The organism is Moritella sp., assembly GCF_013215705.1.
In the GTDB taxonomy this organism is placed as follows: Bacteria; Pseudomonadota; Gammaproteobacteria; order Enterobacterales; family Moritellaceae; genus Moritella.
Map to the genome: position 1 here is coordinate 111646 of NZ_JABSQR010000004.1, position 25394 is coordinate 137039.

The following is a 25394-nucleotide window of genomic DNA, read 5'->3' on the forward strand; positions in this document are numbered from 1 at the left end:
ACATTCGGGAATCACGTCCCAGCATGAAGGAGTTATGCAAATGAAAACCTTAAAGACCAAACTCGCCATTGCCCTAATGGCCGCAGGCCTAAGCTTTAGCGCTGCAGCAGCAGATATCACAGTTGCTTATGATGCAGATCCGGTATCGCTTGACCCGCATGAGCAATTATCTGGTGGTACACTACAGATGTCGCACATGCTGTTTGATCCGCTGGTTCGTTTTACCAAAGATTTCGATTTTGAAGGCCGTATCGCTGAAAAATGGGAACGTGTAAATGACACAACTTTCCGTTTTCACCTACGTAAAGGCGTAAAATTCCACTCTGGTAACCAACTAACTGCTGATGATGTTATATGGACATTCGACCGTCTAAAATCATCAATTGATTTCAAAAACGTTTTCTCTCCATACGAGAAAATGACCAAGATTGATGACTACACAGTAGAAATCATATCTTCAGAACCCTACCCTCTGGTATTACAGACAGCAACTTATATCTTCCCAATGGATAAGAAGTTCTACTCTGGTCAAGCGAACGGTAAAGACAAATCTGCCATCGTTAAACACGGTAGCTCTTTTGCATCAACCCACGTATCAGGTACAGGTCCTTTCACTATTGCTTATCGTGAGCAAGGCGTAAAAGTGGTATTCGAACGTTTCGACGGTTACTGGGATAAAAAATCACCAGGTAACGTAGACAAGCTAACGCTTGTGCCAATTAAAGAAGATGCGACACGTGTTGCGGCACTCCTTTCTGGCGACGTTGACATGATCTACCCTGTTGCACCAAACGATCAAAAACGTGTTTCAAAAACAAAAAATATCGATCTGGTAACCGTATCTGGTACCCGTATTATCACGTTCCAAATGAACCAAAACAGCAATCCAGCGCTTAAAGATGTGCGCGTACGTCAAGCTATCGTACATGCCATCAATAACGACGCGATTGTTAAAAAAATCATGAAAGGCTTCGGCACAACTGCTGGCCAACAAGGTCCTGCAGGTTACGCTGGCTATGACGCTGACTTAGTGCCACGTTATGACTTGAAAAAAGCCAAACAGTTAATGAAAGATGCTGGTTATGAAAATGGTTTTAAACTGTCAATGATGGCACCAAACAATCGTTATGTTAACGATGCTAAAATCGCACAAGCAACCGCATCAATGCTATCTAAAATCGGCATTAAAGTTGACCTTAAAACAATGCCAAAAGCACAATACTGGCCTGAATTTGATCTTTGCTCAGCTGACATGATGATGATTGGTTGGCATGCCGATACTGAAGATTCAGCGAACTTCTCTGAATTCTTAACAATGACACGTGACGAAGAAACAGGTCGTGGTGCTTACAACTGCGGTCAATACTCGAACGCTGAAGTTGATAAATTAGTAAACAGTGCAAACGCAGAAACAGACTCAGTAAAACGTGGTGTTATGCTGCAACGTGTTGAAAACATCTTGTATGACGAAGCTGCTTTCGTGCCACTACATTGGCAAGATCTAGCTTGGGGCGCAAAATCGACTCTACAAGTTGCTCCAATTGTAAATGCATTAAACTTCCCGTACTTCGGTGACCTAGTAGTTAAATAAACTTTTACAGTTAAATCAACTACGAAAACTTATCGGTATTTCATACCGTGACTACGCGGTGTTTTTATCACGATAATCTGATAAAAACACCGATTATTTTTACAAAAAATATAGCGATAAACGCTATAAATTTAATAATACTTTGGGAGACAAGGAATGTTCACATTTCTGATCAAACGCCTGTTTCAAGCCTTGATAGTAATGTTCGTGATCAGTTTGGTAGCATTTTCCATTCAAGATAATCTAGGCGATCCATTACGTGAATTAGTTGGTCAATCTGTATCTGAAGCAGAACGACAAGCACTTCGTGATGAACTAGGTCTTAATGATCCTTACATGACTAAATATAGTCGTTTTCTTGTTAATGCAGTGCAAGGTGATCTCGGCACTTCGTATTTCTTTAAAAGACCTGCAGCAGAAGTTATCTTAGATAAACTTCAAGCAACACTTGAATTGGTGTTTGGCGCAGCATTAATTATCGTTTTTGTGTCAATTCCGTTAGGAGTTTACTCCGCTATTCATCCCAAAAGTACACTCACTAAAATAATTATGGCGGTCAGTAGCATTGGTATCTCGGTACCGGTATTCCTTACTGCGATCATACTGATGTACATCTTCTCCATCGAACTAGGTTGGCTACCCTCTTATGGACGTGGTGAAACGGTCAATATCATGGGCTGGAATACCGGTTTCCTGACTAAAGATGGTTTATTGCATTTAATCTTACCAAGTGTTTCACTTGCTTCTATCATGCTGCCACTTTTCATCCGCTTGGTTCGCTCTGAAATGCTAGAAGCATTGAGCTCGGAATACATCAAGTTTGCGAAAGCAAAAGGCTTATCACTAAACAAAATTTATTATATACATGCGCTTAAAAATACCATGCTGCCAGTTATTACGGTTGGTGGTGTACAAATCGGTACTATGATTGCGTACACAATTTTGACCGAAACGGTATTTCAGTGGCCAGGGACAGGTTTCCTATTCTTAGAAGCGATTAACCGTGTAGATACACCTTTAATTACTGCTTATGTCATCTTCGTTGGTTTAATTTTTGTGGTAACAAATACCCTAGTTGACCTGTTATATGGGGTGATTAACCCTACCGTAAACATCACAGGTAAAGGATAATAGGTATGAACACAATAACGTCGTCTCATGTTCCTACTCGCTGGGAACGCTTTAAAAACTCAGATCTTATTTATTATTTCTTAAGAGATAAGGTCGCTATGTTCAGTTTTGCGATCTTTATGACTTTCTTGATCGCAGCGTTAGCAGCACCGTTAATCGCACCAACAGACCCGTATGATATCACCACTATTGATATCATGGATTCAGAGTTACCGCCGTCTTGGTTAGAAGAGGGTGACGAACGATTCCTATTAGGTACTGATGATCAAGGCCGTGATATTTTATCAACTATGCTTTATGGCTCGCGTTTATCACTGACCATTGGTTTCTTAGCCGTTGCTGTACAATTAGTCTTAGGTATTGCGATTGGTCTGTCTGCAGGTTACTTCGGTGGCCGGATTGATAGTTTCCTGATGCGTGTTGCTGACGTACAACTCTCATTTTCGACCATGATGGTAGCGATTATTGTTTCGGCGATCTTTAAAGCCAGCTTTGGGAGTGAATTCTTTAGTCAATATGCGGTGGTCATGCTCGTGGTGATCATTGGTATTGCCGAATGGCCGCAATATGCGCGTACTATTCGTGCATCGGTATTGGCCGAGAAACAAAAAGAATACGTAGAAGCAGCGCAAGTGATGGGCTTGAAATCAATGCGCATTATGTTTAGACACATACTGCCAAACTGCTTGTCCCCTATCCTAGTGATCTCAACGGTACAGATTGCCAATGCCATTATGTCAGAAGCTGCGCTGTCATTCTTAGGCTTAGGTTTACCGGTTGATCAACCTTCATTAGGTGCGTTAATCAGTACCGGCTTTAAGTATATCTTCTCTGGTGCTTGGTGGATCACAGCCTTCCCGGGTGTATTACTGGTAACACTTGTGCTGGTAATTAACCTACTAGGTGACTGGTTACGTGATGCATTTAACCCGAAGATCTATAAAGGTTAAGCAAATAAGCGTTATTGTTTATGTGTAAGTAAATGATAGTAATAAAAAAGCACTGTTCGTAAATGCGTTCAGTGCTTTTTTTATGATATGAAAACAACCTTCCACAGTATTGCGATCTGTTATTCTTATCTTCCAGTCAGGACAAAGTCCCTTGGTAGTTATGGTACGACAAAGTCCCTTGGTGTTCACACGACTTAGAGCGACACCCTAAGCCATTGATAGACAAAACCTTGATAGAGTTGTTGTACTAGCCGATAGTAATATCATTAGATTTTGTAGGGGACGTGAAGGATTTTGAATCCCTCCCATGGTCTTTTAACTAGCTATATTTACTAGGATCTAGTCAGATATTAAAAACCATGCATTTAGATTACGTTGGATCTAGCTTACTGTCATTGAGCACAGAACCAGAACATGCAAATTGTCTACAAACTGGTGGCCAGTTTTACTCATCCACTACACTCTCATAGCTCTCGACATCAGGAGATATATTATTTTCCTCTCCTCCACAGCACTCTGCATGTCTTTAATTAGCCCTGGATTTTCAACCTTTAGCTTTTGTAAAAAACCAGTTAATAAATATAAAGCTGCATCTACTTTAGCGTTATCCATACCAACTTTCCAAAGTGCTGGGGCAGGTTATGGATAAATTCGGCGTCAACTTTTAACGCCGAAATACACGAAAAGTATTAGTCACTAAGCTCAACCGAAGTGATACCCATCTCTTCCGGAGTTGCACTGTCTGTCCGCACATCAGCAGAAATAGCAGACATGAAAGAATCAAGAGCTTGGAGTTCTGCTAATGTCATGCCAAGTCGTTCTATTAGCGGAGAAACGGTAGGAAAGTTACTATCATATTTAGATTCATATTGTGGGAAGTTGCCACTACGGTTTCTTGTCATGCCGTTGTTATACATTGCCAGCAACCCAAAAGCTTTGAAATTAGGAATAGTCCACATGAGCTGGAAGAAACCAAGGTGGGTCGTTGGGTCTGTTGCTTTGATATCTCGTAGCATCGGTACTCTGAACCGGCCCATATCTTCAGGTTTGAATGTCACACTATAACGACCACGGTCTTCTAAATTGCGACCATAATAGGTTAAGCCAATGTTCTCGAACTTATTATTGGTCATCATCGAGCCACTATGACAATTCATGCAGCGTGCTTTGGTTCGGAAAAGGTGCAGTCCATGCAATTGTTGATCGGTCAATGCATTTGTATCCCCTTTCAGAAACTGATCAAAGGCACTGTCTTTGCTGATGATTGTTCGCTCGAAGGTGGCAATTGCTTTAGCAATCCGGTCAAGGGTTATGGTTGTATCACCAAATGCTGCATTAAATAACGCCGGATACTGCAGTTCTTGATCCAATTTTAGCAGCAGTTCATCGAGAGGTTGGCCCATTTCAATGGGGTTGGCAATTGGATGTAAAGATTGTTCTTCCAGCGATCCGACACGCCCATCTAAAAACAAGGTGTCATAGTAGGCCGTATTGATGATGGTTGGCGTATTTCTTGGCCCTTTTTGACCATCAATACCAATTGCAGTACTTAAACCATCAGCCCATCCTTTGGCCGGATCGTGACAACTTGCACAAGAGAGAGTGTTGTCCTTAGAAAGAGTTTTATCGAAAAACAAGGTACGGCCAAGAGTCACTTTTTCTTTAGAGTAGGGGTTATCAGCAGGAAATGGCACCGCCGGACGTAGACCTAATTCTTGCCATTCCACTCCTTCAGCTACTCTCGGCTCCGGCCAAGCTGACGGAGACTGTGAATAGACCTTTCGTAGTTCGGGTAGATTAACGGGTGTATTAATTGAAATGATATTGGACCATACATCATAGGACTCAAAGCTATACAGCAGAGCTATTCCATTATCTTCTTCTGTCGGTTGTGCTATCACCTCACCACCTGATGAAAAAGAGACAAGCACCTGCTGGCTATCTTCATCTGTTGCCCAGTATCGAGCGGATATCTCTAGGCTCGGAAATGTATTTGGAAACTTGATATCAGTGCCAGAAAATAGTGCTGATAGCTCAGTCACTGAAGGGAGGCGCCAATTCGACTTCTTACATACTTCCGAGTCATTGAGCGTTTGAATCATAGTACCGAGATCCTCTTTGGCCGAGTTCTTTTCTGCCCGTTCATTAGTATTCCAGAGCCGGATCCCATAGTCGCTGATTGGAACTCGTCGAATATCATCAACACATGACCAAGGTTGTTCATTATAGGTTAGCGTTTGATCACTAAGAGGCCAGCCACTGCTATCTAAGCGCAGGAAGTCACTAGTTTCGTCATTGGGCGTGCTTGTTTGATTGAATAATGACTTGCGTGCAGCTTGAATCAGAGTGCTGTGGGTGGCAAAGAAAGCATTTTTGGCCATTTTATCCACTTGGAATTTAGCCATCATTTCATAGGTGGTTTTATAATAGAGCTTTGATGGGGTCTGGCGAGCCACTTCTGCGGCAATCATCAAATCTTTTACTTGTGTTAAATAGTCATCTTGAGCGCTATCACTGTGCTTGATCTGGATTTCCTTTATAGATAGCCATCCATTTAGATCAGTATCCGCCTGAGCAAATTCAGCGGTTGATTGTAAGCTCACTTCAACAACAGGCGAAGAAGCCCCCTCTTGGTTCTTGATAAATAGGTTGGCTCTGGCTAGTTGAGAAGCGGCTTGGTTTTCGACAATTTTACTGAGAGTCTCGACGTTTTCACTCAGATACTTAAATGTATCTACATTCAGCGAGACACTGATCTGTAAGGGGTGATTAAGATTTGTACCGACCGGAACGGTCACATTAATACGAGCATCATTATCTACTGTACCCACTATTGTCAACTTCGTGCTGGGCTGGGAGACAGTAAAGGTGCTTCCTGCAGCTTCATCATGGGTTACTTTAGCTGAGAAAGTAAATGCTTCCTCTGACATTTCTGGCTGTGGTGTAGGCAACGGAGCCGATGAGGAGCGATTCTCTTGGCAACCATTTAGGACGAACAGTGTGCCGATAAGCACTGCCGTTGATATTGCTCTACGAGCAAATGGGAAATTGTTGGACATACTCTTCCTGTAAATGCAAATGATAACTGCTTTCATTTTAATTAAGGTCGGTGAATTTACACTGAATTTGAGTAATATTCAATATATAAATTAAGTTCTTAGAAGTTTTTTTTGTATGATATTAGAACGCTTCACTGGGTTTAAAAAGCAACTGCGATGCTATCATTTATTGTCGATATGGTTTCAAAGCAGCTTGGTATTTTAAATGCTGTTGGGATCGCGATAGTGGAAATCAGGATTACGAGTTACGACAAACCCAAGTACATAAGTGACTTGGGTTTGTTAATGCCAATAATTTTATTGCATCAATGGGTTATCAATACGTTATCAATGGGCCCACCAATATCAGGTAGAGGTAAGTGTTAATATATATTCTACCCCAACGGCCTACTTACTTGACCACAACAGATATGACAAATCACTCCAATCCCTCACATGAGAAAATATATAGCACATCGATATGCAAATATTATGACAGAGTAAGGACTCTAAGCCATTTCGGGGCAAATTCGGCTTAGCATTATTGCACTAGCCAGATCTGGACAATGCTAAGTTAGCGGTGAAATAATAAATAAAGCTTCTAATATCAATTTAGAAGCCTTCTTTTCGTCAGTAAATTCGTAGGTCTATAGCTTAGGTCATAGCCCTACCGTATTATTTAAAACCATGTGTAATTACGCTTGAGCTGTTGTCATGTCTTCAGCTTCTTTACTCTTCTCAAGCATCTTACGAATCACAAACGAAGCCATAAATGCGACTACTACCATCACTACCGCTAATCCGGTCAACAAGCTGAAGTAGTCACCGTAAACTGTTTGTACAATCTCTTGGGTGATCTCTTGGCCCTTCTCCATCGCAATCGAAGTCGAGAATACCGCACCAACAATACCACTCATTGCAATAGCAACAGAGAATAGACTTACCGAGAAATTCTCTATGTGCTTCGGCGCGACAGACAAGATAAATGCCACCACCATACTGCCTACAATAACTTCAGCGAATGCTTGGAAGAAATGAATTGCCAAGAATACTTCAGGGCGGATAATTACATTTTCTCCCACATTGAGTACTGCCATGGTAAGAATACCAAACGCAATCGCCGTTAGGATAAATGCGAAACCCACTTTCGTCGCGGTAGTAAAGTAAATATTACGTTTTTCAAGTGACGAAAATACATAGGCGATCACTGGACCACCAACAATACACCAGAGTGGGTTCATTGCCATTGCCGCTTCAGGTGCAATTGGAATGAAACCAAACAGATCACCACGCATGGTATTGATTGTGACCATCGTCATTGATGTCATCATTTGACCGTAGTAAACAAAGAACGCAGTCGTTAATACCGTCATGATAAGAATAGTACCCATCTTTAATGCATCTGCACGTTCAGCTTTAAACATCAACGAGATGAAATAAAGGATCGCAGCAACACCAATTGCATATACGATGTTTTGGCCGATATTCATGTTAGAGAACATGAAAAATACTAAACCAATCATACCTAACGATAGTACTGTAAATGCAATCCAGTTTTTTGTGCTTACCGGCGCTTGGTCAATCTCAGCACCTACTGTTAATAATGGTTTGCGTGAAACAACTAGAATAATGAAAGCAATAGCGGCCATCGTTGCTGACAACATGAAGCTGCCATTAAAGCCAACCATAAGCACCAACATCGGGAATAAGTACTGACCTAAGAAGGCACCAATATTATTCACAGAATAGTTAACTGAGTAACCATTTTCAAAGTCTTCCTGACTCGCAAATGTACGTTTGTATAAGCTTGGGTAAGAAGGCGACATAAGGCCGCGACCATAACTTGCCAATGCAATACCCACTAAACTTAATGGCACATTACCTGCTGACGCACCTAACACAAGTAAGGTATAACCAATGGTAAAGCCAAGATAAGCAATCGTTAGCGAGCGATAAGCACCTAAAAACTTATCAGCAATGAAACCACCAGCAATCGCAAACAACGGGCCGATAGAAGAAAAAGCACCAACAACCATCATAGTGTCAGCTTCGCTATACCCTAAATCTTCTAAAAAGAAGCGGGTTAAAACAACCATTACGCCGTAGAAAGATAAGCCAAATAACATTTGGCAACACATCATAGATTTATTCAATCGATTCCACATAACTTAATCTCTTATAGTATGGGTAAGTAATGAAAGGTAATTCGTCGAGATGGTAACACTTAAGGAGTAACCAGTTATAGGCGAAGATCGCATAAATAAACACAAGTCCACTATATTTTTCTATCTAAAATTGAATAAACCAAACATATACAACACCTACAGGTCATTTTGCAGATGATCACGCTAAGCCCAAACAATAATTAATATTATATAATGACAGTCCATCACTAAGTAAGCATAATTGACTAAAAACGCTAACAATAAATACCCCAATCATTTACCAATTACACACCATTAAGTGACACTTAAGACGAGTAAGCATAAAATAGGCGCGGAATGACATCTCAATCAAGAACAGCAAATGGGTTTACCCTTATTGAATTAACTATCACTATTATAATTTTGGCGGTGATGACTGCTATCGCGCTCCCTAAATTTTTAAACTTCCGTGAAGATGCGGAAATAAGCCGCGTTAAAGCGATTGCAGCCGGTTATCAACAAGCTGTTAGCTTTGTACAAATCCGCTACCAAATACTGGGGAAAAGTGAGTACATGGTTGATATCCCAGGTTATGGCAGCGGAGAACTCGATGTCAATCCAAGCGGATTTCCTATCGGTATCAACAAAGGTAATAATCAAGGTGTAATAAAAAACCCACATAATATAGGTAAAGGCACGCAAGGTTGCGTCTCATTATGGGAAGAATTATTAGCTGATCCGCCATCAGTATCGCGAATTAAAGGTGATGGTTCGGATTTTACGGCCTACCGCCACAAAGCAGACGGTGGCACAGATCAAAGCCAGTGTACTTACATTTTGAGAACACTCGGTGATACGACCAATAAACCTGCAAAAGCAAAAATATCGATAAACTATGACTCTAAAACAGGAAGAGTGACATCTATCTTTAAGGATTAACTAAAATACTGCATCTAAGCTGCTTCGGTTTTGATTCAGATAGCAGTAGTAATGGTATTGTTAAAAGATAAATGAAAGAAGTGGTTTATATTTTTATATTCATAAAATCAAAAAAGCCTGCTTATATAAGCAGGCTTTTTAATATGGGGCGACTGAAGGGATTTGAACCCTCGACAACCGGAATCACAATCCGGGGCTCTACCAACTGAGCTACAACCGCCATTAACTATCGACTTATCCCGCTAAACATTGTTAGCCAGACGTCTATCATTTCAATGCGATGGAGTATGCAGCAGTTAGTTTCAACATGCAAGCCGACTTACTGCGCATGAACACTTTCCACGCCCTTCGATTTAAATTTAAGCAAACACCCAGTAATAGAGGGGGATAACAACCGCCCCCTCTATTACAAAACAGGAATTCTACTTAGTCTTTGCTTTTAAAGATAAGTAGATTACTGAAGCATTAAAGCTAACTAGATGTAAACTAGAAATTAAACATTTCTAACCCGCTATCTAATATTTCATCCGCAATATACTTATGTGTAGCGGTTGTAGGATGGGTAACACCCCAAAATACATATTTGTCAGAACCGTTACTAGCACAGTCGTTGGTTAACCTATGACTAAGCATATAATCAATAGCAGAACTACGGTTAATATCTAAACACGCATCACTCGCGTTAGCAAAACCGTATTGCTCTGGACTTTCTGTCAACCCTTCAAATAATGCGTACGTATCATATAGTTTGACATTGTAACCTAGAACAAGGTAGTACGCCGCCTGCTCTTTAATGAAGGCATTAAGTGCTACGATTTTAGCGCGTACTTTTGCGACTTCTTCTTTAGTCGAATATTTAAACTGTGGCGCTTTTGTCGCATCTGGCAGCGTCATTAATAACAAATTCTTAGCACCTGAATCAATCAAACGAACCAATGCACTACTATAGTCAGCCTTTACATCACCCACTTCTCGGTTGTAGTTCATAAAGTCATTTAGACCAAATTCTAACGTAAAAAGAATATTCTCAGGATTATAGTGATTCGCCATTTTCATATACGTAAGATAAGACGTAACTTGCTCATAGATACCTGTTAAAGCTACATATTGGTTGGTACCTGCGGCACCACCAACAGACCAGTTATAGAGCGGTATATTTTGTGCGTTCGCAACATATTCAGTCCACACAAAACCGTTCGAAAAATGGCCTAGGAACCAAGAGTTAGGGTTAGGAAAACGCCATTGCGATGCGTTAAACATGTTTCCAGTATCAGACAAGCTATCACCAAATGCGACAACTTTATTGATCTTATTTGGTTGCATTACGACATCATTTGTCCAAATCGAGTGATTATATGAAAAACGATTATTTGCTGCAAAGAAGGTCATATCAGCATTGTCATGATCGACCCCTAAAGTATCAGCACAGCTCTTCTTTATTACGTTCTGTGGCGTATTCGTATAGAACATATTTTTAAAAGAAGTCGAAGACCACCAATATCCATCAATCTTTAAGTCATCACCATCAGCATTTTCCGCCCACTTCCAATCCGTTGCAGCATCATCATGTGAATGACTGGTGCGATACCAACAGCGTACATAGGTATATGTGTTTTCATCCTGAGTGCTACTAGCTTGTGCTGCCACAATAGGCTCAGGAACCATAGTGGTTTCACTTGCAGCAGCAGTGAAAGACAGTATCGCACTGAGTAGAATAGTTAATTTCTTCATCGCTTACCTCTTATTGACTAAGTCATCAAAAAACAATGAGAACGATTCTCACCGTGGTGATATTTTGAATAAATGCTCTATAAAGTCAACGCACTACTAATATAATTGCTCTTACTTGGGAGGCTAATTCAAGCAATACCAGCTATCATCAGTTATGTTCATGTTATAAATTAAGAGCATTTCCTGACAGTGGGGTTGGAAAATAAGCGACTGATTTGATATACTTTTATTTGGTAACCAGTTCAGTCCAAAAATTTAAAAACATAATAATTTAAACGTGAAAATTTGAGCGTTTAGCTCATAACTAAATAGAAAATTAAACCACCAAAATAATTATAGATTATGTATACCAAGTCGAGATTGTTCAATAATCAAACAAATCATATTGTCTCTTTTATACAAACAGTCAAAACCCTCAATTCGAAAGAAGCTAGCTCGAAAATTACAGACATAAAAAATCCGCTGACTAAAGTCCAGCGGATTTATAGGCTAATTAAAGCAAACAATTATATTATCAAATTTAATTAAAACGCATATTTAACAGTCACACCGTAGTTACGTTCAGCTTGAGACTGATCATTATCTTGTGTAGTTAAACCACGCACATCACTCCATGACCAGTACTGCTCATTTGTTAGGTTATAAACACCAGCGCGTAATGTTAAGTCTTCCATCGGCTTGTAGTATGCCGTTAAATCAACAACTGTTGAACTCGGGTTTTCAATTTGGTTTTCATTACCCGTTACGGTTGTATTAATATCACTTGAACCTTTCTTCGCTGTATAAACCGTTTTCAGTGACGTCCCCCAATTCGCACTCGGGCTATCATAGTTAAGACCAACGACCATGTTCCAAGGTGCGACACTATTAAGTGCTAAACCATCTTGATCTTCGCCCTCAGTATAAGCAGCAGCTAAACGTAACGTAGTACCGTCAAATGCGCCAATTAAGCTGTCTAACCAAAGGTTAGTAGCAATTTCAGCACCTTTAATCGTTGCTTTGTCTAGATTGTCATAGGTCGTAATATCAATACCATTCTCTTGATATTTAATCTTATCAATAAAATCATCATAATCACTGTAGAACAAGGCAAACTCATAATTACCCGCAGCGAAGTTCCCGCGTAGACCAGTTTCATATGAGATACTTGTTTCTGCTTCTAAATCTGGATTAGGCTGGCTTTTATAACCATGGGCAGTATTGCTCCAAGAATAATACAGTTCTTGAAAATCTGGGGCTCTAAAACCTTGGCTCACCTGTGCGAATATCTTAGTATCATCAGTTAGGTTATATAATGCACCCAATTTAGCTGTTACCGCTGAATCTGAATATTCTTTATAATCTGTCGGCTCATAACCACTGACATCATTATATGATGTTGTTGGGTCTGTATTGTCCGGCTTAGTACTGAAACTATCAAAACGAAGGCCTGGAGTTAATACGAGAGCGCCATCAAGCAATAAGATCTGATCCTGCAAATAAGCGCCCCACTTAGTATCTTCAGCTTCAGGCATATAGTAATAAAGCTTAGTACCAGTATCGCCATTTCCTTTTACATAATGGGTTAAATTAGTGTTTTCAATATCACGAGTAGCATAAGATAGACCGTAAATTAAGTGATGCTCCATTCCCCCCAATATTAAAGACTTCTCAAACTGAGCACTTACTTCATAACCTTGCTCGGCATAAAGGTATTCTTTAACTTCATCCGTATTAGGTGTAAACATACTGGTTGTTGAACTACTGCGCGTTGTTTGCGATGCTTGCTTACTTTTCTGCCAATCAAATTGCACTGACATAGTGTCAAAAGCAGCATTATTGGCGGTAAGGATATATTTAGCCCCTAAGCGTTGACGTTTACTTTGATCCGCTGCATCAACACTTTTATCCCAATTGGCATATGGAGGGTTAATATCAAGTGGAAGGTCGGTATCCGTATCTGAGACAACCTGCTCCCCGGTAAACTCAATGCGGTGATTTTCATTTAACTGATATTGCAGCTTCACTAACACATTATTATTTTCAGTTTCTTGCGGGTCCGGCTCACCAAAGTTTTGCTCTTCTTCACCAGCCCTGTTTGTATAAGCCACTAACGTCTCTAAATCACCAGTACGGTTCGCTAATGCCACCGATTGAGAAAAACTACGATCAACCGAGTAATAACCTAATTTTAGGTGACCACCGCTATTATCCCCAGCGTCCAGAAAATCACTTGGATCTTTCGTTTCAAAGGCAACAATACCAGCAATGGCATCACTACCATATAAGCTCGATGCGGCACCTTTTACCACTTCAACTGATTTGATCATATCAGGGTCAATATCTAATCGGCCTGCTTGGATGAAAGACTGACCAGAATCAAAACGATTTGCCTGTGATACACCATCAATAACAATCTTAACTCGGTTTCCTTCCATGCCGCGAATATTGATACTTTGAACACCATATCGAGGATCACTTTCGACTGTTACGCCCGGCGTATAGTCAAAGATTTCACCTACATTTTTCACTATATTTTCTTCAATATCATCAGCGGAAATAACACTGACTGACGCTGCAACATCGGTCAGTAATTGTTCTGAGCGTGTCGCTGACACCACGGTAGTCGCATCAGCCGTGTTGTTATTTGATTCAGCAATTACTGGCATTGATAAAGCTAATAAAATAGATGTGGTTAAATACTTCTTGTTCCAAGACATCGAGAGTTCCTTACAGCATCATTAATATTTAAGTGACGTCAATATAACAAGATCAAATGAGAATTGCTATCATTCTCATTGGCGTTTACATTGGGTGAGCTGGAACTGGACAAAGAATAAAGTATTTTATGTTTATTAATGGTAGTGGTTGGTTTATCACCTAGTTATTATTAGTAATTCAATTAGTTCAAATATCGGCATTTAACTATAAATAATGAATAACCATGAAAATATGCTATATTCAGGCACTATATTTCAATTAACCTATCTATAATAGATAGCTAAACTGCAAAGCTAGCCACTCACAGTGGTAAACGCTTGCATATATACTTAGGTATGGCACCTCTGTATTTAATAAGTATTTAACGCGCAGAGTAAACAATTCGGTCATCAATCATGAGACTGTGAATATCAATGGACAGGAATCATTCATCCACACTTTTTACTCCGTATTAAATATCAACTTCAATCATAAATCAGCATTTTGATCTGCTTATTCACATTCATTTCAGATTAAGCAATACCGATCAGGCTGATAAATAACCAAGAGGTAATATGAATACTATTTATTCAATTGGTGAACTCGAATCTTTTTTAATTGCATTTTTAGTGCTGTTCTTAGGGCACATCGTTAATAAAAAAATCCCCGCACTACAGCGCTTTAATATCCCAGAACCGATAGTCGGTGGGTTAATCGTCGCAATTACCATCACCCTATTACACTTTCAAAATATCACGCTTGAATTCTCTCTGCCCTTACAAAGCACACTAATGTTAATGTTCTTTAGTACTGTAGGTTTAGCGGCGAGTTATACTCAGCTATTAAAAGGCGGCTCGAAAGTATTCCTTTTCTTAGCCATAGCATCTTTCTATATTATTATTCAAAATGGTATTGGCGTGAGCTTAGCCACCATGCTTGGACTTGAACCGATCCTTGGTTTAATTGCTGGCTCAATCACCCTATCAGGTGGTCATGGTACAGGTGCAGCTTGGTCGCAAACATTTTACGACATTTACGGAATCAACACCCTTGAACTGGCAATGGCGGCAGCGACATTCGGTCTAGTTATTGGTGGCATTATCGGTGGGCCAATTGCCCAACGCCTCATCACCAAGAATAACTTAGTATCCGACTATGGTATTGGTACCAACCATCACGAACAATTCCCTGAGTTGGTGACTTATAATGAGTTAGAAGAAGACCGCATTACAGGTAAAAGTATCATCGAAACACTGTTTATTCTATTAACGTGTGTTGTCGGTGCTGGTTATGTCGAACAAGCAGTTTCATTGCTCAACATTAGTTGGTTACGCATTCCAGACTTTGTCTATGCGCTATTTTTAGGCGTGATCTTCACCAACACCACAGAAGTAACCAAAAGTTATAAAGTAAACAGTGAAGCTATTGATATCCTTGGTACCGTCGCTTTATCACTGTTCTTAGCAATGGCATTAATGAATCTTAAATTGTGGAATATTTTTGATTTGGCCTTACCACTGCTTATTATCTTAGCGGTGCAAGCCGTGGTACTCGCGCTTTTTTCGTATTTTGTCACCTTTAAAGTAATGGGTTCAAACTACGATGCCGCAATTATTGCCGGTGGTCACTGTGGCTTTGGTCTGGGTGCTACACCAACCGCGGTGATGAACATGGGCTCGCTGGTATCACGCTACGGACCTTCACCACAAGCATTTATGGTGGTGCCTATTGTTGGCGCATTCTTCATTGATATTGTTAACTTGATTATTCTACAAGGCTATATCAGCTTTATTGGATAAATTTCAGCCTATCAGGTCTGTAAGTTACAGGCCTGGTAATCGCTATACCCATTACCGCCGCTTTGGCTTAATTCTATTCGCGCGTCGAATACATATCACGATATAAAAAAACACAAGCATCACAGGTACAGCCCATAATAAATGCATAATTCCCCTCCCCTATTCCATAAACAGATGATGACTTAATGAACCTAAGATTAATGCATTGTTGGATGAGGATCTTCAAGCCATTCAGGTGATACCTGTAAAGCATCAAAGCAAGAGTCACAGATAGGGTGGCGATGGCTAAAGTCCAATAACGGCACTAAGGTAACTTTGACCGCTTGTGTGGCTAACGCCTTCAAGGCATCAGATGCAGTTTCACCGCGCAGTAATGACATCATCCACTGATGAGGCATGGTTAAATATCGTAGTGCAGTATAATGTTGACCTTGTTCTTCATACACTGCTGCTAAGTTATGTTGAGCAGATATCCAAGCCATGAATAGTTCCTCATTTTCGGGCTTCTCATCCCATTCTAGCTTTATCTGTTCAACTGCATGTTGATAGCAAACCTCAGCATCTTGCCAAAATTTTGAGTTAAAACAACTACGACCATTTTCCATTAACACTTTCCACGTTTGCATAACAACCCCCAAATAGTAATGATTCTTGTTTATGTTTGATAATCATTATCATCTAAAGCCAAGGTTATGTAAAGATAGAATATAATTTCATATTTATCAATTCACATTAATTGATGAGAGCTCAGACCAATTCTGACGTTTTCGGTAAATAGTCGACGCGCTTATATCCAGCAATGCTGCCGCCTTGGGTATATTGCCATTACAATGTGCTATCGCATTTTCAATAAGTTGTTTTTCACTTTGCCATAATGGCATGATGTTGTTATCAATGTGATTAATAACTATCGCTTTTTCCGATTGCATTGCACTATCATTAGGCAGTAAGGTTGGAAAAGTGTCATAACTAGGCTGCTTATTGGGATCTAGTTCATAGGCCAATAACGACGGATTTTTTTGCTTTTTATCAACCATGTTTGCTTGCTGTATCTCAATTGGTAACATCGAACTGGTAACAAGTTCGCTATTGTTTAACACCACTATCTGACGGATCACATTTTGCAACATACGCACATTACCTGGCCAAGCGTAATTGATAATCATCTCTTTTGCATTATGATCAAAGCCTTTAAATGCTTTCCTCTCTTCTTTGCTATAATCGGCAAGTAACTGTTGCGCAATCAAAAAACCGTCATTATTCCGCATACGCAATGGCGGTATTTCAATTGGTATTACATGTAAACGATAAAATAGATCCTCACGAAATCGCCCCGCTCTCACCTCATTCCAAGGGTGACGATTTGTCGCACTAATAAATCGAACATCAACGTGTTCTTCTTGCGATCCACCAACCCGTTGAAATATCCCAGTTTGAATAAAACGTAATAACTTACTCTGTAAATCAAGGTCCATTTCACATATTTCATCTAGAAAAAGCGTGCCGCCATGAGCCCGAGTTGCAGCACCATCACGACTGGACGTCGCACCAGTAAATGCGCCTTTTGTGTGGCCAAATATTTCACTTTCAATTAATTCTTTGGGTATTGCAGCACAATTTAGCGCAATAAAAGGTTTATTTTTACGGTTCCCGCAATCATGTACCGCTTGTGCACAAACCTCTTTACCAGTACCACTTTCACCGACAATAAAAACAGACGCTTTGCTGCTAGCTACACAATCAATGGTTTTATACACAGCTTGCATCACTAATGACTCGCCAATAAAGCCATGGAAATTAGGCTTCGGTAAGCTACTTTCATAGTTCGCCACTAAGTTAATTAATTGTCGCTGTTTAAGGGCGTTGCGGAGGGTAATTGACAGGCGCTTGGCATCAAAAGGTTTGACTAAAAAATCAAATGCACCAGCGCGCATAGCATCAACAGCAATATCAATTGAACCATAGGCAGTGATCATAATAATACTTATTTCGGGGTGACGTTGCTGTACTGTCGCTAAAATATCCATACCCGACATATCCGGTAATTGAATATCTAGAATCAATAGGTCAGGCTGCCAACGAGTAAGCTCAGCTAATGCATCTCGCCCAGATTGAACATACGTAACATTTGCCCCTTCATTACGTAAATAAGCACTGTAAATGGCGCCGACAGCAACACTGTCTTCGACTAATAACGCAGTAAACTCCATATAATGACTCCTTGTCATCTCAATCCTATGGTAAATACCTGAATATTTTTACCCTATTTACCAATAACTATATTAGTTAGGGATATGTCTTCGCCATGCCGTAAATTTTAAATCTCGCCACAAATCACGATACAAATATAATAATAGTAATGTGTTCACCCCGAGAATGGTAAATTCAATAAATCGATAACCAGTAACCTTAGTAATATTCACAATCAGCAGCACAATAAAAATTAGCCACGATATGATTAGGTGTGATTTACAATAAGGTAAATAAACCAGTCGCTGACTTATCACATAAAACAGAATTCCCCGAATCAATACCGTTAACCCCATCGTATTCAATAAACCCGTTAGCCCGTATGCCCCAACAGCCCAATAGCCCATAATTAATAGATATAAAGCACAGACACCATCAATAATTGATGTCCACCGCGCATTTTTTTTCAAAAAACAACCAATATTCAATAATTCTGAGTGGAAGCGTAACGCCATAATCAAACACATCCAAGGAATCAAACTGATACTCTCGCGGTAACTTTCAGGCAGCATAATGTCCATCAAAATAGGAGCCATGAACAACATACCACCTGCCAGCAGCATACCGATTTGCACACCGAGTACAGCATATTTAGCGCCCAGTTCTGGTTCCATTTCATGTACCTTAAAACGCCTTGCGTACCACCACATACGAAATGGTTCAAAGGCTACTGAGATCATCAAGCCAAATTGTCCAGCCGCAAAAAATATAGCTAATTGCTGCTTGCCTAGGTGGATCACGACCAGCCAGTTTTCAGCCCCATTAAGGCAATACACAAAAATACCCGAGCAAACAATAAAGGCGATATAACGGTAATGCTCTAGCGAAAAAGTAGCACGTGCACCTTGTAAATGAGAACGGAAATAAACTAACACTACGATTGCAATAGCCGAGCTACTAATTGCACTTGATAACATCATCCCCGTTACCCCATAACCAGAGATAAGCAGACCAATCGAAAGCAGTGTTTGTAAGCAGCCTTGAGCCACCGAAAAAAACATAAAAGGCAGTGCCCGATGGGTCATTCTAAAATAACAATACGGCACCGTAAGTAATGAAGATAAAGATAAACTAATCAATAATAGCTGCAGGTCAAATAAACGTAAACTAACTGGTAACCAACTCATGATTAAGCCACTTAGCGGTAACGCGAGACAGAGAAATGTCATCGCGCACAATAACGATAGTCGAAAGCATTGACGCATAACAGCATCGTTATCTGCTTTAACCTGACCACTGGCAAAACGAAATAAAATATCCCCTAATCCTAGCGTCAGAAATAAGCTCATCATGGAGGCAATACTAACCAAGAAATTAAGCTCGCCATAATCAACTTGCGTTAACATCCGCGTCACGATAGGCATCATCACAAACCCTAAGCCCTTTAGTACAAAGATGCCCAAACCATAAATAAGCATTTCCTTTATGCTACTCATTTAATTCTGGTTCCTTCAATTAAATGCGATAATCGACGAGCTTGAATTTGAGCGTTAAAGTATTGTTCAACGCACTGCCAAGCCAACACTCTCATTTGTTCCCTGACATTATTTTGACATTGCATAAAGCTTTCAATCGCTAGCTTTAGCGCAATAACATCCTTCGGAGCAACGATATAATCCGTATCTTTGGTCACTATCTCAGCCCCGCCTTCACTAATGCCTGTATTTCAGTGACGATAAAGGTTTCTGAAGCAATAGGAAATTCTGGAACAACAATCGCGATATGTTTCATTGTTATGCCTTAGGCAAGAGAGTTAACCATAAGTATAGAAATAATAATGGTATTGGCATTACTGAAGTGAATTTTCGGCTAGTCTACCGTATAATATTCTGCTTTCTAGTATTAGCGAGTGTTTCAGACCATGTATATTGATCCGCAGTGGCGCATCTTAACCGTTGGCGATGGTGATCTGTCTTTTTCCAATGCTTTATTTCAACACCATGCTCCGCAGCACTTAACCGCGACAATTTATGATTCACTCACAACTTTACAATCAAAGTATGGTGATGACTTTCATCAGCAATTACTAAATCGTCATTGCCAAGTGTTAACTGAGTTCGATATAACCAAACCCGAGACTTGGTCTCATGTCAGTAAACACAGCTTTGATTTAGTGATTTTTCAATTTCCATTAGTACCCGGATTCACGTCCAAAACAGAGTTTAATGAAAAGTGCGCTGGTATTGGGATCAATACGCTTAATCGTCGCCTGTTACGCCAATTTTTAATTAATGCCAGCGAACAGTTATTAGACCCGGAAAGTCCACAATTGTGCTATATCACCAGCAAAGACGTAAAGCCATATTCGGAATGGAATATCGAACACTCGTTAATACTCAATACAGGTATAAATTACCTTGGTGAAATGAATTTCGACATTGCCAACTTTCCGGGATACCGTATTCGTAATGTCGATCGCGATAAACATGTGAAAGACACCAAGGGTATTACCTACGTCTGGAGCCCACGTCCAACAAACCAGCTAACACAGGCGCTCAGTTCGCAACTAATACAACTACCCGAATTAGGTGACCATTGCTGTCTTTTTTGCCAGGCTGGTCCATTTACCTCTGCCCAGCATAAACAAGCCCACGAATCCTCTCGTAAACACCTACGAATGAAAGATTTTGAGCAGCAATGGCTCGCTGATTTACAAACAGCTTAACTCCCCTACCTCATCACTGCGTAAATATTTTGATGCAGTTACCTTCGCTTGGTAACTGCTGTAAATAAACACCAAGATAAAAGTAATACTCAACAGCATGATGATCGTTGGTGCTGGAGCACTGTCGAGGTAAAAACTTAAATAAACGCCGAAAAATGACGTCAATAACGAAATCAGCAAGGCGACAAGCAACATATTTTGAAATTTACTTGTCAATAAAAATGCAATCGCCCCAGGGGCAATCAACATCGCAATCACCAAGATCATGCCCACCGCTTTTAGCGCACACACTATAGTTAATGATAACAGCGATAACAGACCATAATGTAATACAGTTGTCGATAGGCCAATGGCTTTAGCATGCTGATGATCAAATACAAAAACCAGTAGATCCTTACCTTTAATCAACATGAACGCGACAACCAGAAAGGCAATAATACCAACCTCCAGAATGTCATGCCAGGTAACCCCGAGTACATCACCAAACAAAATATGATCTAAATGCACACCCGTTTCTATTTTAGTCATTAATACCAGCCCCAGGCCAAACATACCCGAAAACACCACGCCCATCACCGTATCTTCTTTCAATCTACTGTTGTCTTTAATAAAACCGGTAGCGAGAGCGCAAAACATCCCCGCGACAAACGCACCAATCACATAGGGAATAGCCAATACATAAGCAATAACCACACCGGGCAAGACAGAGTGAGAAATAGCATCGCCCATTAATGACCAGCCTTTTAATACTAAAAAACACGACAGCAGTGCAGTAGGAATCGCAACGAGTAGTACAATCACAAATGCTTGCTGCATAAAAGTAAATGAAAAAGGTTCTAATACCACATTGAGTAGTGTTTCAGATAACGTATCGAATAATGTAACCATCACAGCGTCCTTGTCTATATAGATTTGTTGTCATAAATAGGATTTAACCGCGCATTGCTAGACAGTGTTCGTCTCGCCTTAAATCTTGCGGCAAGATAACCATGCTTGGGTGCAAATACAAACGCCATCACGAAGACTAAGGTCTGCAATATCACAATGATCCCACCGGTCGCACCGTCAATGAAATAACTAAGGTAAGCTCCCACAAACGAACTTGTTGCACCGATAAACACACTGAGCATGATCACCCGAGAAAACCGGTCACTTAATAAATAAGCTGTTGCCCCAGGCGTCACCACCATGGCAATCACTAAAAATGCCCCCACGGTTTGCAGCGCGGCCACCGTGCACGCACTGAGTAAGGTAAAGAAGAGGATCTTTAATGCATTCGGGTTTAAACCAATACTGCGAGCATGGTTTTCATCGAAAAATACCACCATTAAATCTCTCCATTTTAATACTAATATGAACAGTGAAATACCCGCGATTAACAACAACTGCACTGTATCTGCAGGGGTAATAGCCAAAATATTACCCAAGACAATGGTTTGAATATTCACCGATGTCGGCGCAAGCGACACCATGAATAAACCTAAGCCAAAAAATGAGGTAAAGATTAAACCTATGATTGCATCTTCTTTTAACTTTGTGCGTTGGTTTAAAAACAACATAGTTGTTGCCGCTAAACCACCGGAGAAAAAGGCCCCTAATGCAAACGGTAAACCTAACATATACGCAGCGGCAACACCGGGCACAATCGCGTGTGATAATGCATCACCAATTAATGACCAACCTTTCAACATAAGGTATACAGACAAAAAAGCACACACACCGCCCACCAGCGCACTAATAAAAATAGCATTGACCATGTAGTCATAACTAAATGGCATCAATAATGTATCTAGCATCGTTCCCTCACTACTGGTTTTTGCTCGCTTTCTCCATAAAGTACCACCGGACGTTCGTGATCAGAAAGAACCGTCACTTGCCTTCTATCATCATCTTCATGTAATTCATCACCCGCGAGAATGAAATGACGTAATACCCCACCAAAGGTTTTTTGCAAATTATCTTGGGTAAACACATCTTTGGTTAAGCCAGCATCTAATATGGTGCGATTAATCAACACGGTTCTATCGCAAAATTCCGGCACACTACCAAGGTTATGCGTTGAGACTAAAATCACTTTGCCTTCGCCGCGTAATTCACGTAATAACGCCATGATCTGCTCTTCGGTTTTAACATCAACCCCAGTAAAGGGTTCATCAAGTAAAATGACTTGGCTTTCCTGGGCTAATGCACGCGCTAAAAACACCCGTTTTTTTTGGCCGCCAGATAACTCACCAATTTGACGGTGTTTAAATTCGCCCATACTGACGCGATCAAGCGCCTTGTTGACCTTATCGTGATCTCTTGGCTTGGCGATACGCAGCATATTCATATGCCCATAACGTCCCATCATGACCACGTCTTCGACTAAAATAGGAAAGTTCCAGTCAATTTCTTCACTTTGTGGAACGTAAGCAACTAGATTGCTTTTTAACGCCTTTTTCACCGGCAAGCCTAAAATGTTTACCGATCCCTTAGCCAAAGTAACAAAGCCCATTATCGCCTTGAATAAGGTTGATTTACCGCTGCCATTGATTCCCACTAACGCCGTAATCGAGCCCTTAGGTAAACTAAAGCTAGCATTAAACAATGCGGTATGACCGTTTCGATAAGTGACACTAATATCATTAACTTCTAATCCCATCATTATTGAGTTAGTCCTTCTGCTATGGTACTTAGCGTGACTTTAAGCAAGTCAATGTAGGTTGGTACAGGTCCATCAATCGCACTTAAAGAATCGACATACAATACACCAGCATAGCGACTACCTGTTTCACGCGCGACTTGCTGAGCAGGCCGAGCTGATACCGTACTTTCACTAAAAATTGCAACAATATTATTGGCTCTGATCTCATCGATGACTTTCCGCACTTGTTGTGGGGTGCCCTGTGCATCGGCATTGATTGGCCAAAGATAGAGTTCTTTCAAGTCATAATCACGCGCTAAGTAACTGAACGCGCCCTCACTAGTGACGAGCCAGCGTTTGTCTTTTGGTAAAGCTGCAAGTTGCTGCTTAAATGGCTTAACCGCAGCGAGGATCTGTGCACCGTAACGTTTGGCATTTTGGTTATAAATAGCCGTGTTCGTGCTGTCATATTTAACCAGAGCTTGACGAATATTTTCAACATAAACCAAGGCATTATCAGCAGACATCCAAGCGTGAGGATTGGGTTTTCCAGAATAAGGTCCTTTCGCTATGCCCATTGGCACGATGCCCTCTGTGACCACAACACTAGGCACATCGCGCAGATGATGAAAAAATTTATCAAACCATAGCTCAAGATTAAGCCCGTTATAGATAATCAAGTCGGCGCCTTGCGCACGGCGAATATCACCGGGCGTCGTTTGATAATTATGAATTTCAGCATCCGGCTTGGTTATCGATGTGACAATAGCAGCGTCGCCTGCAACATTTCTGACTATATCCGCAATCACAGTAAACGTAGTAACCACTTTAAATTTATGTTCCGCCTTTGAAGCAGAACTGGCCCAAACTGACGTGGATAAAAAAAGCGAACAGAAGAGTAATGAGGTAGTAAAACCAAACTGACGGAGCATGTTTATTCCTTGTTATTAATCCAATACCGATAATACTAACAAGGAATAAAAAACCTTTCAATACAAATGAGAATTATTATCATTTACTTTTGTTAAAATGCGGCCTTAGAGGCTATTTTAGGTGTAGAACGAATAATAAACCAAACCATTCCAATCACTTGCTTATGTTTAATCGGCCCCATATCAAGCATAGATACACTGCTTTTATGCTCCCCACGTAACCATAAAAACCCTTGATCATCAATATGATCAAGGGTTTTTATAATATCGCCATAACGGCTATGACGAACCTTAATAATCTGTCCTGGTTTTACCGATAACGCAGAACGCCAACCGTTAACCAAGACATAACTTCCCTCGGGAATACGAGGTGACATGCTCGTCCCCCGCACTCGGCTAATATTAAAACCTAGCAATCGAGTTTAGGATAAACAAGTTGTTGCGCTGGCGGGTACGGGGATGTAGCAGTAAATGTGGCTATACCTTTTGTTGTCCAAAATATCTCGGCAAATCGATTTACTTTTGCTAACAAGTCCAATGTCGCCGCTTTATCAATATTCTGTTTAGCTTTAGACGCTGCGAGCATAATGCCATGCGTCAATTCGTGTAATTCTGGGAACTGTTCTAATTGCGGCTGTTTAATGTAATCGCCCCAAATAACCCGGATCTCTTCTTTCACTTTTAAACCATGCACTTCTTTCTCGGTGATCAAACGAGCAAATTGCGCTTGATCATTTAAACTAAAAGAATCTTTACAGCCAAATTCATCCAATAAATCAACCATACGTATCATAGTGAGTACAGCTAACTGCGCCGAGATAGGATCATAGATCTTGCATGGAATATCACAATGCGCTGATACCGGACTAAATGACAATTTCTTATCCATTGCCGACACTAATTTAAATAACATACTTGTCCC

21 protein-coding genes and 1 tRNA gene are annotated in these 25394 nt (G+C 40.5%); 6 read left to right on the forward strand and 16 right to left on the reverse strand.

Features of this window, described 5'->3' with window-relative positions:
- Positions 1–40: 40 nt before the first annotated feature.
- The 3 genes from HRT96_RS00875 to HRT96_RS00885 all read left to right on the forward strand — a co-directional run bounded on the left by HRT96_RS00875 (position 41) and on the right by HRT96_RS00885 (position 3672).
- Complete coding sequence (locus HRT96_RS00875) at positions 41–1591, forward strand: ABC transporter substrate-binding protein (RefSeq protein WP_293150854.1); 1551 nt, start codon at positions 41–43, stop codon at positions 1589–1591.
- Positions 1592–1747: 156 nt separating this feature from the next.
- Positions 1748–2722, forward strand: coding sequence for an ABC transporter permease (locus HRT96_RS00880; RefSeq protein ID WP_293150857.1), 975 nt, complete (start codon positions 1748–1750; stop codon positions 2720–2722).
- A 5-nt stretch (positions 2723–2727) separates the two neighbouring features.
- Positions 2728–3672 carry an ABC transporter permease gene (locus HRT96_RS00885; protein ID WP_293150860.1) on the forward strand — a complete coding sequence of 315 codons (945 nt, stop codon included), beginning with the start codon at positions 2728–2730 and terminating at the stop codon, positions 3670–3672.
- A 456-nt stretch (positions 3673–4128) separates the two neighbouring features.
- Here HRT96_RS00885 and HRT96_RS00890 read toward each other — a convergent pair whose 3' ends face one another.
- The 3 genes from HRT96_RS00890 to HRT96_RS00900 all read right to left on the reverse strand — a co-directional run bounded on the left by HRT96_RS00890 (position 4129) and on the right by HRT96_RS00900 (position 8875).
- Positions 4129–4284 (reverse strand): hypothetical protein, encoded by a 156-nt coding sequence (locus tag HRT96_RS00890; RefSeq protein ID WP_293150863.1) that lies wholly within the window; start codon positions 4282–4284, stop codon positions 4129–4131.
- Between the two features lie 77 nt (positions 4285–4361).
- The gene (locus HRT96_RS00895; RefSeq protein WP_293150866.1) at positions 4362–6731 is read right to left on the reverse strand and encodes a cytochrome c peroxidase; all 2370 of its coding nucleotides are present in this window, start codon (positions 6729–6731) and stop codon (positions 4362–4364) included.
- A 674-nt stretch (positions 6732–7405) separates the two neighbouring features.
- Positions 7406–8875 (reverse strand): oligopeptide:H+ symporter, encoded by a 1470-nt coding sequence (locus tag HRT96_RS00900; protein WP_293150869.1) that lies wholly within the window; start codon positions 8873–8875, stop codon positions 7406–7408.
- A 336-nt stretch (positions 8876–9211) separates the two neighbouring features.
- Between HRT96_RS00900 and HRT96_RS00905 the strand changes: the two genes are divergently transcribed.
- Positions 9212–9793 carry a prepilin-type N-terminal cleavage/methylation domain-containing protein gene (locus HRT96_RS00905; RefSeq protein ID WP_293150872.1) on the forward strand — a complete coding sequence of 194 codons (582 nt, stop codon included), beginning with the start codon at positions 9212–9214 and terminating at the stop codon, positions 9791–9793.
- A gap of 144 nt (positions 9794–9937) precedes the next feature.
- Here the strand turns inward: HRT96_RS00905 and HRT96_RS00910 are convergent.
- The 3 genes from HRT96_RS00910 to HRT96_RS00920 form a co-directional block, all read right to left on the reverse strand.
- Positions 9938–10013 (reverse strand) — tRNA-His (locus tag HRT96_RS00910).
- Between the two features lie 266 nt (positions 10014–10279).
- Positions 10280–11524 (reverse strand): SGNH/GDSL hydrolase family protein, encoded by a 1245-nt coding sequence (locus tag HRT96_RS00915; RefSeq protein ID WP_293150875.1) that lies wholly within the window; start codon positions 11522–11524, stop codon positions 10280–10282.
- A gap of 524 nt (positions 11525–12048) precedes the next feature.
- Positions 12049–14223, reverse strand: coding sequence for a TonB-dependent hemoglobin/transferrin/lactoferrin family receptor (locus HRT96_RS00920; protein ID WP_293150878.1), 2175 nt, complete (start codon positions 14221–14223; stop codon positions 12049–12051).
- Positions 14224–14778: 555 nt separating this feature from the next.
- Between HRT96_RS00920 and gltS the strand changes: the two genes are divergently transcribed.
- Complete coding sequence (gltS, locus tag HRT96_RS00925; protein ID WP_293150881.1) at positions 14779–16002, forward strand: sodium/glutamate symporter; 1224 nt, start codon at positions 14779–14781, stop codon at positions 16000–16002.
- Between the two features lie 197 nt (positions 16003–16199).
- Here gltS and HRT96_RS00930 read toward each other — a convergent pair whose 3' ends face one another.
- From HRT96_RS00930 to HRT96_RS00945, 4 genes are all read right to left on the reverse strand, one after another.
- The gene (locus HRT96_RS00930; RefSeq protein WP_293150884.1) at positions 16200–16628 is read right to left on the reverse strand and encodes a tetratricopeptide repeat protein; all 429 of its coding nucleotides are present in this window, start codon (positions 16626–16628) and stop codon (positions 16200–16202) included.
- A gap of 96 nt (positions 16629–16724) precedes the next feature.
- A complete protein-coding gene (locus tag HRT96_RS00935) occupies positions 16725–18212 on the reverse strand; it encodes a sigma-54 dependent transcriptional regulator (protein WP_293150887.1) in 1488 nt (495 codons plus the stop codon).
- 72 nt (positions 18213–18284) lie between these two features.
- Positions 18285–19688, reverse strand: coding sequence for an oligosaccharide flippase family protein (locus HRT96_RS00940; protein ID WP_293150890.1), 1404 nt, complete (start codon positions 19686–19688; stop codon positions 18285–18287).
- Positions 19685–19885, reverse strand: a complete 201-nt coding sequence (locus HRT96_RS00945; protein WP_293150893.1) for a hypothetical protein — start codon at positions 19883–19885, stop codon at positions 19685–19687. The genes HRT96_RS00940 and HRT96_RS00945 overlap by 4 nt, the downstream gene beginning before the upstream one ends.
- Before the next feature lie 228 nt (positions 19886–20113).
- On the opposite strand from HRT96_RS00945, the gene HRT96_RS00950 reads away from it, so the two are divergent.
- Positions 20114–20917 (forward strand): class I SAM-dependent methyltransferase, encoded by an 804-nt coding sequence (locus HRT96_RS00950; protein ID WP_293150896.1) that lies wholly within the window; start codon positions 20114–20116, stop codon positions 20915–20917.
- Here the strand turns inward: HRT96_RS00950 and HRT96_RS00955 are convergent.
- The 6 genes from HRT96_RS00955 to sodN all read right to left on the reverse strand — a co-directional run bounded on the left by HRT96_RS00955 (position 20903) and on the right by sodN (position 25385).
- Positions 20903–21805 (reverse strand): metal ABC transporter permease, encoded by a 903-nt coding sequence (locus HRT96_RS00955; RefSeq protein ID WP_293150899.1) that lies wholly within the window; start codon positions 21803–21805, stop codon positions 20903–20905. The genes HRT96_RS00950 and HRT96_RS00955 overlap by 15 nt on opposite strands.
- A 14-nt stretch (positions 21806–21819) precedes the next feature.
- Entirely contained in the window at positions 21820–22713 is an 894-nt protein-coding gene (locus tag HRT96_RS00960; RefSeq protein ID WP_293150902.1) for a metal ABC transporter permease, read from the reverse strand.
- On the reverse strand, positions 22707–23561 hold the full coding sequence (locus HRT96_RS00965) for a manganese/iron ABC transporter ATP-binding protein (protein ID WP_293135026.1): 855 nt from the start codon (positions 23559–23561) through the stop codon (positions 22707–22709). The genes HRT96_RS00960 and HRT96_RS00965 overlap by 7 nt, the downstream gene beginning before the upstream one ends.
- The gene (locus HRT96_RS00970) at positions 23561–24472 is read right to left on the reverse strand and encodes a metal ABC transporter substrate-binding protein (RefSeq protein ID WP_293150905.1); all 912 of its coding nucleotides are present in this window, start codon (positions 24470–24472) and stop codon (positions 23561–23563) included. Before HRT96_RS00970 ends, HRT96_RS00965 begins: the two co-directional genes overlap by 1 nt.
- A 92-nt stretch (positions 24473–24564) precedes the next feature.
- Positions 24565–24864, reverse strand: coding sequence for a nickel-type superoxide dismutase maturation protease (sodX, locus tag HRT96_RS00975; protein ID WP_293150908.1), 300 nt, complete (start codon positions 24862–24864; stop codon positions 24565–24567).
- 17 nt (positions 24865–24881) lie between these two features.
- Complete coding sequence (sodN, locus tag HRT96_RS00980; protein ID WP_006031411.1) at positions 24882–25385, reverse strand: superoxide dismutase, Ni; 504 nt, start codon at positions 25383–25385, stop codon at positions 24882–24884.
- Positions 25386–25394: the final 9 nt, after the last annotated feature.

What these genes read in the sequence shown, in the direction of transcription:
- HRT96_RS00915 (WP_293150875.1), bottom strand. Translation starts at nt 11,524, where the DNA reads ATGAAGAAATTAACTATTCTACTCAGTGCGATACTGTCTTTCACTGCT.
- HRT96_RS00960 (WP_293150902.1), bottom strand. Translation starts at nt 22,713, where the DNA reads ATGCTAGATACATTATTGATGCCATTTAGTTATGACTACATGGTCAAT.
- HRT96_RS00965 (WP_293135026.1), bottom strand. Translation starts at nt 23,561, where the DNA reads ATGATGGGATTAGAAGTTAATGATATTAGTGTCACTTATCGAAACGGT.
- HRT96_RS00875 (WP_293150854.1), top strand. Translation starts at nt 41, where the DNA reads ATGAAAACCTTAAAGACCAAACTCGCCATTGCCCTAATGGCCGCAGGC.
- HRT96_RS00900 (WP_293150869.1), bottom strand. Translation starts at nt 8,875, where the DNA reads ATGTGGAATCGATTGAATAAATCTATGATGTGTTGCCAAATGTTATTT.
- HRT96_RS00880 (WP_293150857.1), top strand. Translation starts at nt 1,748, where the DNA reads ATGTTCACATTTCTGATCAAACGCCTGTTTCAAGCCTTGATAGTAATG.
- HRT96_RS00905 (WP_293150872.1), top strand. Translation starts at nt 9,212, where the DNA reads ATGACATCTCAATCAAGAACAGCAAATGGGTTTACCCTTATTGAATTA.
- HRT96_RS00890 (WP_293150863.1), bottom strand. Translation starts at nt 4,284, where the DNA reads ATGGATAACGCTAAAGTAGATGCAGCTTTATATTTATTAACTGGTTTT.
- HRT96_RS00935 (WP_293150887.1), bottom strand. Translation starts at nt 18,212, where the DNA reads ATGGAGTTTACTGCGTTATTAGTCGAAGACAGTGTTGCTGTCGGCGCC.
- gltS (WP_293150881.1), top strand. Translation starts at nt 14,779, where the DNA reads ATGAATACTATTTATTCAATTGGTGAACTCGAATCTTTTTTAATTGCA.
- HRT96_RS00885 (WP_293150860.1), top strand. Translation starts at nt 2,728, where the DNA reads ATGAACACAATAACGTCGTCTCATGTTCCTACTCGCTGGGAACGCTTT.
- HRT96_RS00940 (WP_293150890.1), bottom strand. Translation starts at nt 19,688, where the DNA reads ATGAGTAGCATAAAGGAAATGCTTATTTATGGTTTGGGCATCTTTGTA.
- HRT96_RS00955 (WP_293150899.1), bottom strand. Translation starts at nt 21,805, where the DNA reads ATGGTTACATTATTCGATACGTTATCTGAAACACTACTCAATGTGGTA.
- HRT96_RS00930 (WP_293150884.1), bottom strand. Translation starts at nt 16,628, where the DNA reads ATGCAAACGTGGAAAGTGTTAATGGAAAATGGTCGTAGTTGTTTTAAC.
- HRT96_RS00895 (WP_293150866.1), bottom strand. Translation starts at nt 6,731, where the DNA reads ATGTCCAACAATTTCCCATTTGCTCGTAGAGCAATATCAACGGCAGTG.
- HRT96_RS00950 (WP_293150896.1), top strand. Translation starts at nt 20,114, where the DNA reads ATGTATATTGATCCGCAGTGGCGCATCTTAACCGTTGGCGATGGTGAT.
- HRT96_RS00970 (WP_293150905.1), bottom strand. Translation starts at nt 24,472, where the DNA reads ATGCTCCGTCAGTTTGGTTTTACTACCTCATTACTCTTCTGTTCGCTT.
- sodN (WP_006031411.1), bottom strand. Translation starts at nt 25,385, where the DNA reads ATGTTATTTAAATTAGTGTCGGCAATGGATAAGAAATTGTCATTTAGT.
- HRT96_RS00920 (WP_293150878.1), bottom strand. Translation starts at nt 14,223, where the DNA reads ATGTCTTGGAACAAGAAGTATTTAACCACATCTATTTTATTAGCTTTA.